Origin of the sequence: Virgisporangium aurantiacum, assembly GCF_016863635.1 — a bacterium.
In the GTDB taxonomy this organism is placed as follows: Bacteria; Actinomycetota; Actinomycetes; order Mycobacteriales; family Micromonosporaceae; genus Virgisporangium; species Virgisporangium aurantiacum.
In genome coordinates this window covers 29,867-42,738 of record NZ_BOPG01000068.1, presented here as the reverse complement: position 1 = coordinate 42,738, position 12,872 = coordinate 29,867, and the positions used below count along the sequence as shown (strand labels likewise).

The window sequence follows — 12,872 nt, the reverse complement described above, 5'->3', positions numbered from 1 at the left end:
ATGAGCGCCGCACCACCGAGACGGACGACCGTGAAAGAGATTCTGGTCATCGGGTTCCCCCTTCCTGGTGCGGCGGGTGTACCCGAATGTCGCAATACCTAATCGCTGAAACTAGGCCGATCGCAGCTCCGCGATGCAGCAGCGGACGCTGCCGCCGCCCTTCTTCAACTCACCGAGCTCGACCGGCACCGGCTCGTACCCGGCCGCGCGCAGTTTCGCCGCGAGCCCCGTCGCCTCGCTGTTCAGGACCGCGTGGCGGCCGTCGCTGATCAGGTTCAGACCGAACGCGAGCGCGTCGTCCTCGTCGGCGATAACGGCGTCGGGGAACGCGTTGCGCAGGATCTGCCGCGTCGGCGCCGTGAACGCACCGGGGAAGTAGGCGACCGTGTGGTCGTCGAGGGCGGCGAGCGCGACGTCGAGGTGGTAGAACCGCGGGTCGCTGAGGTGCAGCGACAGCACCGGACGCCCGAGCACGCTCTGTGCCTCGGCGTGCGCGGCCGGATCGGTGCGGAACCCGTGTCCGGCGAGCACCAGCCCACCGAGCCGGCCGGGCAGGTAGGCGAAGTCGCCCTCGCCCTCATTGATCACGGTCGGCGCAACGTATCGCCAGCCCTGTTCGAGATAGAAGGCGCGATGGCGGTCGGCCTCCGCCGACCGCTGCGGGTAGCGGAACCTCGCGCCGTAAACGACACCGTGGACGCTGAACGCGCCGTTCGCCGCGTACACCATGTCGGGAAGCTCCGGCCCGGGCGGCAGGACGTGCACCGTGTGGCCGAGCCCGAGCAGGGTGTCGCGCAGCACCGTCCACTGCTTGACGGCCAGTTCGACGTCGACCGGCGTGCCCGGCGCCATCCACGGGTTGATCGCGTACCCGACCGCGAAGTACTCGGGCGGACACATGAGATATGTCCGCTTTCGAGGCTTACGCTCCACGACTCTCACGATCACAAACGGTAAGTTGACGGCGGTGGTCTTGATAGCCGGGAATCTTGCGAGGCAGGAGCGGTTCGTTGCGTGTTGACGACATCGATCAGCGGATCATTGCGCTGTTGCAGGAGGATGCCCGCTATTCGTATGCGGAGATCGGCTCGCGGGTCGCGCTCTCGGCGCCGGCCGTGAAGCGCCGGGTCGACCGGTTGCGGGCCGGCAAGGTCATCCGCGGATTCACGGCCGTCGTCGACCCGGTGGCGATCGGGTGGACGACCGAGGCGTTCGTCGAACTCTTCTGCACCGGCCGCACCAGCCCGGCCCAGTTGTCGGCGGCCGCGAAACGGCATCCGGCGGTGGTCGGGCTGTTCACCGTTTCGGGTGAGGCCGACGCGCTGGTGCACCTGCGGGCCGCCGACATCGCCGGCCTGGAGCAGGCGCTGGAACGGCTGCGCGCCGAGCCGTTCGTCACCTCGACGCGGAGCATGATCGTGCTGTCCCGGCTGATCGACTGAAATTCGCCGGGAACCCGCTCCCGGTCCGCCACGTCGTAGGGACATGAAGCGTCACGCAGTCACCGTGTTGGCCGCGGCGGTGTGCCTGGTGGCCGCCGGATGCACGTCCGACAAGCCCCCGGCCTCCGAGCGGCCGGTCGACACCGGTGCGGAGTTCCGGTTGGCGTCGTACGAGAACTGCGACGCCGCCCTCGAAGGCCTTCGGGAGGCCGCGCGGAAGAACGTGGCGGCGTGGGGCATGCGGTATTCGCACAACTTCGAACCCGCCCAGGCGACCCGGGCCGACTCCGCGGCCGGCGCGGCGGACTCCGCGGCGGGTGCGCGGGAGGCCGCAGGCGCGAAGACGGCGACCGGCGAGTCCGGCGGCTACTCCGGAACGAACAACCACGAGGCCGGTGTCGACGAGCCCGACCTGGTCAAGACCGACGGCAAGCGGATCGTGACGGTCCAGGCCGGCGTCCTCCGGGTGGTCGATGCGGTGACGCGGGCGCAGGTCGCCCGGGTGGTCGTCGCCTCCGGTCAGCAGAGTGACTACGACCTGGGCGAACTGCTGATCAACGGCGACAAGGTGCTGCTGATCGGCTCGCGCTACGGCGGGATGTACCGGGGCAACCCGGCGACGCCGCAGGTGACGCTTGTCGACCTGGCCGGCACCCCGCGCGTGATCGGCCGGTTCGCCCTGACCGGTTCCGTGGTCGACGCGCGGCAGGTCGGCTCGACGGTGCGGGTCGTGGTGAGGTCGAGCCCGGAGATCGACATGCCCAGCGACACGGGCACGCCGGAGGCGTACCGGTTGGCGCTGCTCAAGGCGATCGGCGAGGCCGACCTGGCCGACTGGCTGCCGGCGTACTCGATCGACGACAACGGATCAGTTTCCACCGGCCGGATCGACTGCTCGCGGGTGGCGCACCCGACCGACTTCACCGCGGCGGCGATGCTCACCGTGCTCACGTTCGACCTGGCCCGCGACACGATCGGCAACGGCGACCCGCTCACTGTCGCGGCCGACGGCGACACCGTGTACTCCAACGGCCCGAGCCTCTACGTCGCGAACGACCAGCGCTGGCGCACGATGAGCCGCGCCGAGGACGGGTCGACCGCGCTGCAGCAGCGCACCGAGCTCTACAAGTTCGACACGTCGAAGCCCGGCCGGCCGGCGTTCGTCGCCGGTGGCGCGGTCGACGGGTGGCTGCTGAACCAGTACTCGATGTCGGACTGGAACGGGCACCTCCGCGTGGCGACCACCACCGGCACCACGACGTGGGGCGGCACCGGCGCCAGCGAGTCGACGGTGTACGCGCTGCGGCAGGACGGCCGCCGGCTTTCCGTCGTCGGCAAGGTCGGCGGGCTCGGGAAGGGCGAGCGCATCTATTCGGTGCGGTTCGTCGGCCCCACCGGCTACGTCGTGACGTTCCGGCAGACCGACCCGCTGTACACGGTCGACCTGCGCGATCCGACGAAGCCGACGGTCACCGGCGAACTGAAGATCACCGGGTACTCGGCCTACCTGCACCCGGCCGGCGACGGGCTGCTGCTCGGCATCGGGCAGGAGGCCAGCGAGCAGGGGCGGGCGCAGGGAACGCAGGTCTCGCTGTTCGACGTCCGCGATCCGGCCGCTCCCAAGCGTCTCGCGCAATATCACGTACGGGGCGCGCATTCCGAAGCCGAGTTCGACCCGCACGCGTTCCTGTACTGGCCGGCGACCGGCCTGCTGGTGGTGCCGCTGACCGGGAAGGGCGGCGGCGACCGGGTCGGCGCCCTGGCCCTGAAGGTGACCGGCACCTCGATCACCGAACTCGGGTTCATCGCGCATCCGGCGACCGACAACGGTTACCCGGCGATGATCCGCCGGTCGCTGTTCATCGACGGGACGCTGTGGACGGTGTCACCGCAGGGCCTGCTCGCCAGCGACGCGGGCACCGCGGTCCAGCGGGCGTGGGTGCCGTTCACGTAACTCCTTCGGGTCTTTCCGGCCTCGCGAACCACCCGTTCGCGTGAAACCTCCGAGCTGAACTCACACCCCGGCAGGAACGGTGGTCACCTCGATAAGCGACATTCGGCTAAAAACGGGGGGAACCGGATGGACTTCGAGCTGGCCAACAATCGTGGACGCACACCGCCGGGAATGGCACTGGCCGCCGCTGCGATCGTCGCCGCCGGCGTCACCGGGATGGCCGTCGCCGGTCTCACCTGGGCGCTCGATCGGCCGGCCGGGACGCCGCACGACGTGGCGGCGGTCGGACCGACACCGTCGCCCTCGGCCACGTCGCCCATCGACACGCCCGGCTGGGCGGAGGCATTGGGGCTGCCGGCGCCCGCACCGGTCACGTCTGGCGGGGACGCCGTGCCGGTCGACGGGGTGGGACCGGCGGCCCGGCCCGTGGTGCCGGGAACGGAGGAGGCGACGCGTCGGGCCGCTGCTGCTCGGCGTCCCGTTGCCGGACCCACCGCGTCCGCCGTCCGCTTGACGCCGACCGCGACCAACGCGGCGGCCGCACCGGCGCCGGCCCCGACCTCTGCCTCTTCTTCTGCCGCTTCCGATCCTGGCGCTGCTGATCCCGGCGCCGCTGATCCTGGCGGTGCTGGTGATCCCGGCGCTTCCGATCCTGGCGCCGCTGATCCCGGCGCTGGTGATCCCGGCGTTCTTGATCCTGGTCTCGCCGATCCCGGTGCCGATGACCCGACCGCGACCGAGACGACCGCGCCGGACACGGATCGCCGGAACTGGGAGGCGCCCCGCCGCCAGTGGCGTGACCAGCCCAGGCAGCAGCCGGCCGACCCCGCACCGTGGAACGGCCCGTTCGGTGACTTCCCGCGCCTGTTCCCGTGGGGCTGACCGGCTACAGGTACATGCCGGTGCGCTCCTCCGCCGGGCCCGACGACTTCTCGGCGTCGCCGTAGAAGCGCTTGCCGCCGAACTCGCCCTGGAGGCGGTCGTCGAGTTCGTCGGCGAGGCCGGTCATCACCTGTACGGCGAGCATCAGGTGCGACGCCTGGAAGTCGCGACCCATCACCGGCACCGAGGCCCAGACCGTATCGTTGCTGCAGTACAGCCGGCCGATCGGCATGCGGTTCGTAAGCTCGGAGAGCTTGCGGTAGAGCCGTTCGGTCGGCTCGATCTCGGTGAGCACCGGCGAGAAGACGTCGACGAGCGGCGGGTTGTCGCGCACCCGCACGAACACCATCGCCGATCCGGCCCGGATGCCGATGTCGCCGTCGGCGTCCACCTGCAATTGTTCGGGTTTGGTCTTCAGGAGCTTGGCGACCACGAGCTGAACCCGCTCGGCCAGCGGCAGCAGCACCGACGGATCGGCCAGCAGCCCAGCCGTATCGTCGGCCGGGTCCGACCCGGTCGCCTCGGTCTCGGTGTCTGAGTTTTCCGCTTCCGGCGCCGCCCCTTCCGAAGCGGTGACCGCGGGCGGAGGAAGCGGTCCACCGAGCACCGCCCGAGCGGTGCCGAGCGCCGGCAACTCGACCGGCGTGGCATCGGCACCGGTGACGGCGTAGGTGAGAAACGCCGGGTGCGGCGCCCCGTACACGTCCCGCATGGTGCGGGTGACCACCACGGCGAGCGTCGCCGCGTCGACGAGCGGCAACTGCAGGCCGAACGAGTCGCCCGACCCGTCCACCACCCCCGGCGGCGACCAGCCCAACGCCACCAGGTCGCCCACCGCGGCCCGGCTCAGCCGGTAGGCCACCGGCAACCCGGAGTTCCCGACCGCGAAGGCCGTGAAGTTCGTCTTGCTGGCCGTGACGTCGACCGAGTACACGGCGTCGTCGGTGCCCGAAGCCGTCGGGTCGAGCGTCAGTTCGACGCTGGCACCGGCCGGCAACACGGGAAGGGCGGCCGCGAGGGAACGGCCGAACTCCTGCCACGCCTCCCCGACCTTGGTTCGCAGGTCGGCCGTCAGGTCGTTGAGGAGCGCCGCCTCGGGTAGGCCGCCACCCACCAGGGCCGAATCGGTTCGGGTCTGGCCAGACGGCGCCGGATCGGTCGTCACGCCGCCCACCCTACGATGCCCACCCACCGCCGAGACGACGCGTGTACCCCGCGACCTCAGCCACCACCCGACGCGTCCGCGCCGTGGCGCTGCGCAAGCCCGCCGCCGCGGCGACGTGTGTACCCCGCGACCTCAGCCACCACCCGACGCGTCCGCGCCGTGGCGGTGCGCAAGCTCGATCAATGCCCCGGTGGCCTCGGCCAGCGAAGCACCCCGCCCGACCGCGAGCCCCACCAGGTAAGCGGACACCGGCGCCCCGGGCCGCACCGTGTTGTGGGCAACCTCACGCGCAAGATCGAGGACCAGTCGCTGATCATCGGTCGGAAGTGCGTCGAGGCCGAGTTCGGCTGCCGCCAATGCGGCCCACTCGTCCAGGGTCACGTCAGTCTCCGTTCGGCGTCGGCCAGATCGGCAGGGGTGTCGCAGTCGTACCACGGTGGCCGCCTCCCACCACCGACCGGCACGCCAACCACCCGCAACGGCGCGACAAGCTCCCGCATCGCCCGCCCACCAAGCGGACCGCTGGCCGCGAGCGCGGCGAGGCGCTCACTGAGCGCCGCCGATCGCCAGACCCCACAAAGCCACTGCCGCCGCCCACCATCATCGACGAACACCGCCCCATCATGATCACCGAGCGCGAGAAGGAGCGCCTCGACGGCTTCTTGGGTGAGCAGGGGGAGATCCGCCGCAAGCACCACCACGACATCGGGTTCCGCCGTGCCAGGCCCTGCCGTGCCAGGCCCCGCCGTGCCAGGCCCCGCCGTGCCAGGCCCCGCCGTGCCAGGCCCCGTCATGCCTGTTCCCGCCGTGCCTGTTCCCGCCGTGCCGGCGGCGAGTTCCGCGAGTCCCGCGGCCAGGGCCGCGACCGGACCACCACCCGCCGGCTCCTCCTGGATCACCCGGACGCCCGGCGGGACGATCAACCCGAGCGAGCCCGGCCCGACCACCACCCGCCCATCGGCATCGTCGACGGCCGCCAGAACCCGCGCGAGCATCGGCGTCCCACCAACGGCGAGAGTGGGCTTGGCCGCTCCCCCAAGGCGGCGCCCCGCTCCCCCCGCCAGAACCACCACGCCGAACCGGGTCATGACGGCTCCCCACTTCGTGGTGACCCGCCCTGACGGGGAGGGCTCTCCGCGCTGATGCCCTCGCACAGGTGCTCGGTCATACGCCCACCGTAGGCCCGCCCGCCCCACGCCGCCCCGACACCGGCGAGCGCACGACACCCACGCATCATCGGCTCGCGGGACCTCCAGCCGGTGGGTGAAGTCCATCCTGTGATCCTGCGACGTTGTTGCGGGCAAATCAGACATAAAAGAGCGACAACGTCGCAACGTCCCATGATCTTGAAGGCTCTACCCGGCGAGACCGGGTGCTTCCGAACGACAGCGGACGCGCGTAAATGCCCAGCCGGGCCATCAACACGGACCAGGTTTCCCGCAAGATCCAATCAGGACTCCAAGACTGCCACGAGGACAGTTGCCGAGCCCCGAATCGCGATCGTGAGAGAAACGCATACGCTCGACCGATGGGACGCGTAACCGCCCGCCGGCGCATCACCCGCGTCGACCTGGATTCGCCCCAGCCGCGACTGACGAGGCCCGACACGCTGGCCGCGGAGGAACCGCTCGAGATCCGGGTGGGGCCGGCCGGTGCGCGGCGGCCCGCGTTAGCGGTCACCATGCGGACGCCGGGCAACGACATCGACCTGGCGATCGGCTTCCTCGTGACCGAGGGGATCATCGCCTCGTCGGACGACGTCGTGACGGCCCAACTGTGCGCCGGCGACAACGAGCCGAACACCTACAACGTCGTCGACGTGGCGCTCGCGCCCGGCGTGGCGCCGCCCAGCACCGATCCGGCGCGGCATTTCTACACCACCTCCTCGTGTGGGGTCTGCGGTAAGGCGAGCATCGACGCGGTGCGGGTGCGGTCGCGGTACGACATCGCCGCCGATCCGGTGACCGTGGACGCCGAGGTCCTGACCTCGCTGCCCGACACGTTGCGGGCGGCGCAGAAGGCGTTCGACGCCACCGGCGGGCTGCACGCGGCCGGCCTGTTCACGCCGGGCGGCGAGTTGGTGTGCGCCCGGGAGGACGTGGGTCGCCACAACGCGGTGGACAAGGTGGTCGGCTGGGCGGCTCGCGCCGGCCGGCTGCCGGCCACCGGGCATGTGCTGATGGTCAGCGGACGGGCCAGCTTCGAGCTGGTGCAGAAGGCGACCCTGGCCGGGGTGCCGGTGCTCGCGGCCGTCTCGGCACCGAGCACGCTCGCCGTTGAGCTGGCGGCGGAATCGGGACTGACGCTCGTCGGGTTTCTCCGCAGCCGCGTGTTCAACCTCTACAGCGGCGAGCACCGAGTCGTCATGCCGCCTCGCTGAGGCGGGGTGCCCGCCGCCGGCGGCGAGGTGCCGCCGGCATGTCGTCGAGGGCTGACGGCGGAAAACCGCGGCGCAGGGCGTGCAGCAGCAGGTTGGCGAGGCGATACGACGGGTCGGCCGCCAGTGCGCGCTCGGCGGCGACAACGGCCAGGACGCCGTCGCCGGACCGCCACGCCACCAGGGCCAGCAGTGTCGCGGGCGCCGGAACGTAGCGGAGCGGCACCCGCCGAACCACGTCTAGCCAGATCTTCGCGTGCTCGGGCACCGTGGGGCCGGACAGGATGCGGGCCCACGTGTCGTCGCGGATCAGGACGTCGGCCAGCAGGACCGCCAGCCACGCGATCTCGTCATCGTCGAGCCGGCCGCCGTTCATGTACCGCTCGAACGCCTGCCGGACGGCCACCCGCGCCGCCGCCTTCAACCCGCGCTGACCGCCCGACAACCGGCCGATCCGTTCAAGCGCACGGGCGATTTCCGGCTCGATGCCCGCACCCGCGACGGGATCGAGGGTTGCCGCGAGCGCCGCACGATCGGGATGGACGACGAGGCCGGCGAACGTCGCGCCCGCCGCGGCACCGGTAACGGCGGGATCGAACGGCAGGCCCTCGGGCGGGCAACAACCCGGGTCGTCGCACAGCAGGTTCCAGTACCGACCCTCGTCGGCGCGCAGGATGTCGACGACCGGCAGGCCGCGCCGCGTAAGTTCGCCGTGCACCGCGTCGGCCAGCGGCAGGAACCTGGACGCCGTGCCGTACCCGATGAGCCCGATGCCGACCGGGCCGTCGCGCTCCGCGGCCTCCCTCGCCGGAAGGCTCCGCGCGGTGGTCTTGACCAGGTACCTCGCCAGGTCGTCGACCTCGTCGGGCGGCGGTAGGTCGACCCGGACCTGGAGAACGACATGTTTCCCGTGGAACACCAGCAGCACGAGGCTGTTGGTGGGCTGGAACCCGAGCAGGTACGGCACCGCCGCGAGGAGATCGGCGTGTGAGCGGAGAGCGAGATTTGGCATGAGCCAAGGCTTGCGGAGCCGACCCCGCGAAGGGAACAGTCAATTCCCGCCTGTGGATAACGGCGAGTTATCCACAGGGCCTAGCAACGGAAGTCGCGGTCGTGCAGACTTGGGCCCGGCTGGAGGTCGTCCGCCCGTCCATCCAGTCGCATCGCCAAGGTGACGTTGGTGAGAACGTCGAAACCCGCCGCATTCAGGCAGTGGATCGCCTCCACATTGCGCCAGGCCGGCGAGATGGTCAGTTCACGAAGTTCCCTCATGCGGGCCTGCTCAGCCACGTGAGACAGCAACGCGCGCCCGATTCCTTCACTGCGACGGCCCCCGGCCACCACCACCGGGTCCACCGCACCACCGGCATCACCCAGGACCAGTCCGATCAGGCCCACGACCCCGTTGTCGTCGGCCACCCACATCCCTGCGAGGTCGAGACGTGTGAGGTACTCCTCGAACCCGGCACCCGGATCGCTGCCGTCATGGCCGCCGTAAAACTCCCACTGCTGCTCCACCAGTTCGGCCCACAACCGGCGGCAGGCGTTGTGATCGGCGGCCCGGTACGGGCGAACACCGACCGCAAGGCGCGGAGCGAGAGTCTGCGTCATGTTTTCATGCTGGTGGCCGCCGACGCTCCGCGTGGCCGATTGGCCCGAACTGCACCAGGGTTGCGACGTAGACTCGCGCGCATGCCCACCCCCGAGGCAGCAGACGACGGCGACAGGCCCGCCGAAAACGGCAGCATGCCTGCCGAAGGCAGCGGCTCAGCCGAAAACGGCGGCCCCGACGGAAACGGCAACCCCGACAACGGCAAGAACGACAACGGCAAGAACGACAACGGCAAGAACGACAACGGCAAGAACAACGGCGACGGCAACAGCAGCGAGCAGGACAGCGGCAGCGAGCAGGACAGCGGCGACAGCGACAAGAACGGTGGACGCGGCTACCACGACGTCCCAGCGCAACGGCTGGCTGCCGACCTCGCCGCGTCCCGGTACGAACTCTTCCTCTCCGTCGCCGGTGACCTTGACCGGGTCGGCACCGCCTACGATGCGGAACTCGTCGTGTCGACGATGCTCGGTGCCGCCTACGCGATCGCCGACGGGAACCGGGGCGCCGTGCTCACCGAGACCACCGAGGGCCTGCGCGAGCACCTCGCCCACCGGCACACCCGTCCCGCGGAGCTGCTGAAAGCCGTCCTCGCGACGCACGACACCGGGGGTCACACGCGTCCCGCGCCGCCGGCTGACCCGCCGAGCTGGGTGGAGCAGCTTGACACGGTGCGGCCCACCGGCTCGCACGCCTTCGGCGACCGTGGCGGCACACAGGTCACCTACCTGGCCTCGTTCGCCTATGCCGAGCCGACCGCGGGGGGTCCCGAACACGTCGTCGCCGCGGTGGTCGACCACGATCTCGGCCACGTGCGTGACCTGTTCGTGGCGGCGCCGGCCGGTGCGCTTCTGGCCCAGCTCGAAGCGGCGGCGGCAACCGACCCGACGATGCGGATGGACGAGGTCGACCCGGGCGAGTTGCGCGGCGTCGTCGAGCGTTACCTCGATGCCACCGACGCGCTCGCCGAGTTGCCCGAGGCGCGCTCGCTCACGAGCGACCGCGCGCTTGCCGCGCAACGGTTGCGGCTGCTGCCAGAGCCGGAGGAGTTGCTCACGGTCAAGGACTTCCTGGTCGCTCCCGAGGCGGCGCGCATCGCGAAGTCCGACGGGGAGTCGCGGGACTTCGCGTTGAAGCTCATCAGTGGTTTCGCCGCGAGCGATCCGTTGCGGTGGAACCCCGACACGGTCAAGGAATTTCTGCTGGACTGGTTGCCGGCGCAGGCCCTGCTCGACCGCGCCGACATCGAGATAGTCCCGCGGGTGCTCTCGGCGTGGGTGCGGTGGGCCGGCCGGATGAGCGGGCTACAGGCCCGCGAGGTGGCGCAGAACGTCGCCGCGGTAGCCACGAACCGCGCCGAGTTCGCGGAGCGGGCCCGGAGCGGGTCGCACCGCAGCGAAGCGGCCACCGCGATGATCGAACTGCTCAAGGACGGCGTCGACCTCGACGACGAGCAGGCCGTCGCCGACTGGCTGACCGGCTACAACCTACGAGGCGACAACCAGGCTGAGTGACCGGTCGGAGAGCCCGATGCGCACCCGCTGCCCCCACGACAGGTCCAGGTGATCGGGCTCCAGCCCGTCGGCGAACACCACGAGTTTCTCGCTCTCACAGGTGATCTCCAACCGCTGGTCGCCGGTGAGCCGGCCGGCCACCGCCGACACGCCCGTGGCCGGCGACGACCACGCCTCCCGCACGAACCAGCACAGGGCCGCCTCGTCGGGCTTCGGCAACTCCGGCGGGTTGCGCACGGCGCGGGCGATCGACCCGCACCAACCGGTGGCGCCGGTGCCGGTGCCCACCACCACACCCGATGACGACTGCCGTTCGCGCTGACCGTCCGGTGTGGACAGTACATACCGGCTCGACTGGTGCGTCGTGTGTCCACAGTAGACCTCGTTGAGCCCGGCCAGTTCCTGCCCGTCGTCGAGCGAGGCGGTCACCATCGGCCGCTGCGTCACGGCCAGCATGCGGCTCCGAAGCATGCCGGCCACCGCCGACGGCTCGTGCTGGACCAGCACCCCCGGGATCACCCCACGGGAAGGATTGACGCCGATGACCGGCTGCCCGTCGAGGTACTTCGCGACGTTCGCCACCAGGCCGTCCTGGCCAACGGCGATCACCACGTCTTCCGGGCCGAACAGGAACCGCGGCAGGTCGGCCCGGTCGACCCGGCCCTGCCGCCAATCGGGCGGGATCGCCGACCCGACGGCGGTGAGCGCCCGCCGCTGCGCCTGGTGCCGATCGTCCACATCGGACAGATCGCGCCCGCGCTGACGGAGGAAGTACGCGGCGGCCGCGCGGGTGCCGTGGCGGGCGAGAAGCTCGTCGAGCTCGCTGCGCCGCGACACGACGACCGCGCGAGGGGCGAGAGTCATGAGCTGAACCGTCCGATCAGTTTCGTCAGGACGTCGGGCGTGATGGTGAGTTCACCGATCTGCGGCGGGTTGGCGGCGAGCTTCTCCAGCGCGATCGCGTACAGCACCTCGGCCGGCATCTCGCGATAGGCCCCGAGCCGGGCCACCTCCGTCTCCGCCGACGCCAACCCGACCGCCCGCACGCCGTCGGCCCGGGCCGAATCCTTGGCCCGCTCGGTTTCGGCGGCGAGCCGCGACCGCTCCAACGAACCCTGGCTCGCCACCAACTTCGCCGCCGAATCCAACTCGGCCACCCGGCGATCGTTGGCGCCCTTCTGCTCCACCAGTTGCTGCTCGCGACGGGCGAGTTCGATGCGGCTCTGCAACTCGTTCTCGGCGATCGCCCGCTCCTGCTCGACGGCCACCGCGCGCCGCGCGTACGTGGCCCGGTCGGCCTCCTGCTGCACGGCCTCGCGGGTGGGCGTCTGCAGCGCGCGTTCCAGGTCGGGCTCCGGCCGGATCGCGACCACCCGCGACGACACGACCGTCACACCGGTCTCGACCAGCCGCGGATCGTCGGCGAGCGCGGCCGCCAACGCCGACCGCACCGGCGCGATGCCGGCGGTGAGCGCCCCGTCGCCTCTTTCGGCGACAGATCGGCTGCTGCCTGTCAATGGCAGGCGGCTCAACAGGTCGAGCGCGGGCTGCTGAGCCAGCTCGGCGAGCAGCGTGGCCACCTGGTCGAGCGGCTGGCCGCGCCACTCACCGCGCTGCGGGTCGATCGCGAAGTCGAGCCGCTCGGCCGCGAGCCCCGGGTCGCTGAGCCGGTAGGTGACCGTGGCCTGCACGGTGACGTCGGCGAAATCGGCCGTACGCGCGTGGAACAGCAGCGGCAGCTCGCGATCGTCGACCGGAACCTCGGACAGCACCGCCGTCAACGGCCGGTACCAGAACGACTGGCCGACGCCCTCGTGCCGGACCCGGCCGCGCACCGTGTGCCGCACGAACGTCGTCGGCTCCCCGCGCAGGTGACGGAGGAAGAACCGCCTCGTGATGTCGGCCATGTCCACCCTCGCCCTCTGT

13 protein-coding genes are annotated in these 12,872 nt (G+C 71.0%); 5 read left to right on the top strand and 8 right to left on the bottom strand.

All coding sequences use genetic code 11. The features are described from left to right. Positions 1 to 111: 111 nt before the first annotated feature. Positions 112 to 948 carry a dimethylargininase gene (ddaH, locus tag Vau01_RS45765; RefSeq protein ID WP_204006722.1) on the bottom strand — a complete coding sequence of 279 codons (837 nt, stop codon included), beginning with the start codon at positions 946 to 948 and terminating at the stop codon, positions 112 to 114. 62 nt (positions 949 to 1,010) lie between these two features. Between ddaH and Vau01_RS45760 the strand changes: the two genes are divergently transcribed. The 3 genes from Vau01_RS45760 (at position 1,011) to Vau01_RS45750 (ending at position 4,278) form a co-directional block, all read left to right on the top strand. After that, entirely contained in the window at positions 1,011 to 1,442 is a 432-nt protein-coding gene (locus Vau01_RS45760; RefSeq protein ID WP_204006719.1) for an Lrp/AsnC family transcriptional regulator, read from the top strand. 43 nt (positions 1,443 to 1,485) lie between these two features. Continuing rightward, on the top strand, positions 1,486 to 3,396 hold the full coding sequence (locus Vau01_RS45755) for a beta-propeller domain-containing protein (protein ID WP_239152377.1): 1,911 nt from the start codon (positions 1,486 to 1,488) through the stop codon (positions 3,394 to 3,396). Positions 3,397 to 3,522: 126 nt separating this feature from the next. Continuing rightward, positions 3,523 to 4,278, top strand: a complete 756-nt coding sequence (locus tag Vau01_RS45750) for a hypothetical protein (RefSeq protein WP_204006717.1) — start codon at positions 3,523 to 3,525, stop codon at positions 4,276 to 4,278. 4 nt (positions 4,279 to 4,282) lie between these two features. Here the strand turns inward: Vau01_RS45750 and Vau01_RS45745 are convergent, their stop codons facing one another. From Vau01_RS45745 to mobA, 3 genes are all read right to left on the bottom strand, one after another. Further along, positions 4,283 to 5,395, bottom strand: a complete 1,113-nt coding sequence (locus tag Vau01_RS45745) for a T3SS (YopN, CesT) and YbjN peptide-binding chaperone 1 (protein WP_373320409.1) — start codon at positions 5,393 to 5,395, stop codon at positions 4,283 to 4,285. Between the two features lie 180 nt (positions 5,396 to 5,575). After that, a complete protein-coding gene (locus Vau01_RS45740) occupies positions 5,576 to 5,824 on the bottom strand; it encodes a DUF6457 domain-containing protein (RefSeq protein ID WP_204006715.1) in 249 nt (82 codons plus the stop codon). Further along, the gene (mobA, locus tag Vau01_RS45735) at positions 5,821 to 6,513 is read right to left on the bottom strand and encodes a molybdenum cofactor guanylyltransferase (protein ID WP_444546051.1); all 693 of its coding nucleotides are present in this window, start codon (positions 6,511 to 6,513) and stop codon (positions 5,821 to 5,823) included. Before mobA ends, Vau01_RS45740 begins: the two co-directional genes overlap by 4 nt. A gap of 458 nt (positions 6,514 to 6,971) precedes the next feature. On the opposite strand from mobA, the gene fdhD reads away from it, so the two are divergent. Continuing rightward, positions 6,972 to 7,823 (top strand): formate dehydrogenase accessory sulfurtransferase FdhD, encoded by an 852-nt coding sequence (gene fdhD / locus Vau01_RS45730; protein WP_204006711.1) that lies wholly within the window; start codon positions 6,972 to 6,974, stop codon positions 7,821 to 7,823. Here fdhD and Vau01_RS45725 read toward each other — a convergent pair. Then, positions 7,807 to 8,832 carry a DUF4192 domain-containing protein gene (locus tag Vau01_RS45725; protein WP_204006709.1) on the bottom strand — a complete coding sequence of 342 codons (1,026 nt, stop codon included), beginning with the start codon at positions 8,830 to 8,832 and terminating at the stop codon, positions 7,807 to 7,809. The two genes, fdhD and Vau01_RS45725, sit on opposite strands and share 17 nt — an antisense overlap. Before the next feature lie 80 nt (positions 8,833 to 8,912). After that, positions 8,913 to 9,431 (bottom strand): GNAT family N-acetyltransferase, encoded by a 519-nt coding sequence (locus Vau01_RS45720; protein WP_204006707.1) that lies wholly within the window; start codon positions 9,429 to 9,431, stop codon positions 8,913 to 8,915. 81 nt (positions 9,432 to 9,512) lie between these two features. On the opposite strand from Vau01_RS45720, the gene Vau01_RS45715 reads away from it, so the two are divergent. Next, on the top strand, positions 9,513 to 10,946 hold the full coding sequence (locus Vau01_RS45715; RefSeq protein WP_204006705.1) for a hypothetical protein: 1,434 nt from the start codon (positions 9,513 to 9,515) through the stop codon (positions 10,944 to 10,946). Here the strand turns inward: Vau01_RS45715 and Vau01_RS45710 are convergent. Then, positions 10,920 to 11,810: an NAD(+)/NADH kinase gene (locus Vau01_RS45710; protein ID WP_204006703.1), complete on the bottom strand. Its 891-nt coding sequence runs from the start codon at positions 11,808 to 11,810 to the stop codon at positions 10,920 to 10,922. The genes Vau01_RS45715 and Vau01_RS45710 overlap by 27 nt on opposite strands. Beyond that, positions 11,807 to 12,853, bottom strand: coding sequence for an SPFH domain-containing protein (locus Vau01_RS45705; protein ID WP_204006701.1), 1,047 nt, complete (start codon positions 12,851 to 12,853; stop codon positions 11,807 to 11,809). The genes Vau01_RS45710 and Vau01_RS45705 overlap by 4 nt, the downstream gene beginning before the upstream one ends. Between the last annotated feature and the right edge of the window lie 19 nt (positions 12,854 to 12,872).

Excerpts from the sequence above, each read along its gene's own strand:
- Vau01_RS45755 (WP_239152377.1), top strand. The coding sequence starts at position 1,486 with ATGAAGCGTCACGCAGTCACCGTGTTGGCCGCGGCGGTGTGCCTGGTG.
- Vau01_RS45750 (WP_204006717.1), top strand. The coding sequence starts at position 3,523 with ATGGACTTCGAGCTGGCCAACAATCGTGGACGCACACCGCCGGGAATG.
- fdhD (WP_204006711.1), top strand. The coding sequence starts at position 6,972 with ATGGGACGCGTAACCGCCCGCCGGCGCATCACCCGCGTCGACCTGGAT.
- Vau01_RS45725 (WP_204006709.1), bottom strand. The coding sequence starts at position 8,832 with ATGCCAAATCTCGCTCTCCGCTCACACGCCGATCTCCTCGCGGCGGTG.
- Vau01_RS45720 (WP_204006707.1), bottom strand. The coding sequence starts at position 9,431 with ATGACGCAGACTCTCGCTCCGCGCCTTGCGGTCGGTGTTCGCCCGTAC.
- Vau01_RS45715 (WP_204006705.1), top strand. The coding sequence starts at position 9,513 with ATGCCCACCCCCGAGGCAGCAGACGACGGCGACAGGCCCGCCGAAAAC.
- Vau01_RS45710 (WP_204006703.1), bottom strand. The coding sequence starts at position 11,810 with ATGACTCTCGCCCCTCGCGCGGTCGTCGTGTCGCGGCGCAGCGAGCTC.
- Vau01_RS45705 (WP_204006701.1), bottom strand. The coding sequence starts at position 12,853 with ATGGCCGACATCACGAGGCGGTTCTTCCTCCGTCACCTGCGCGGGGAG.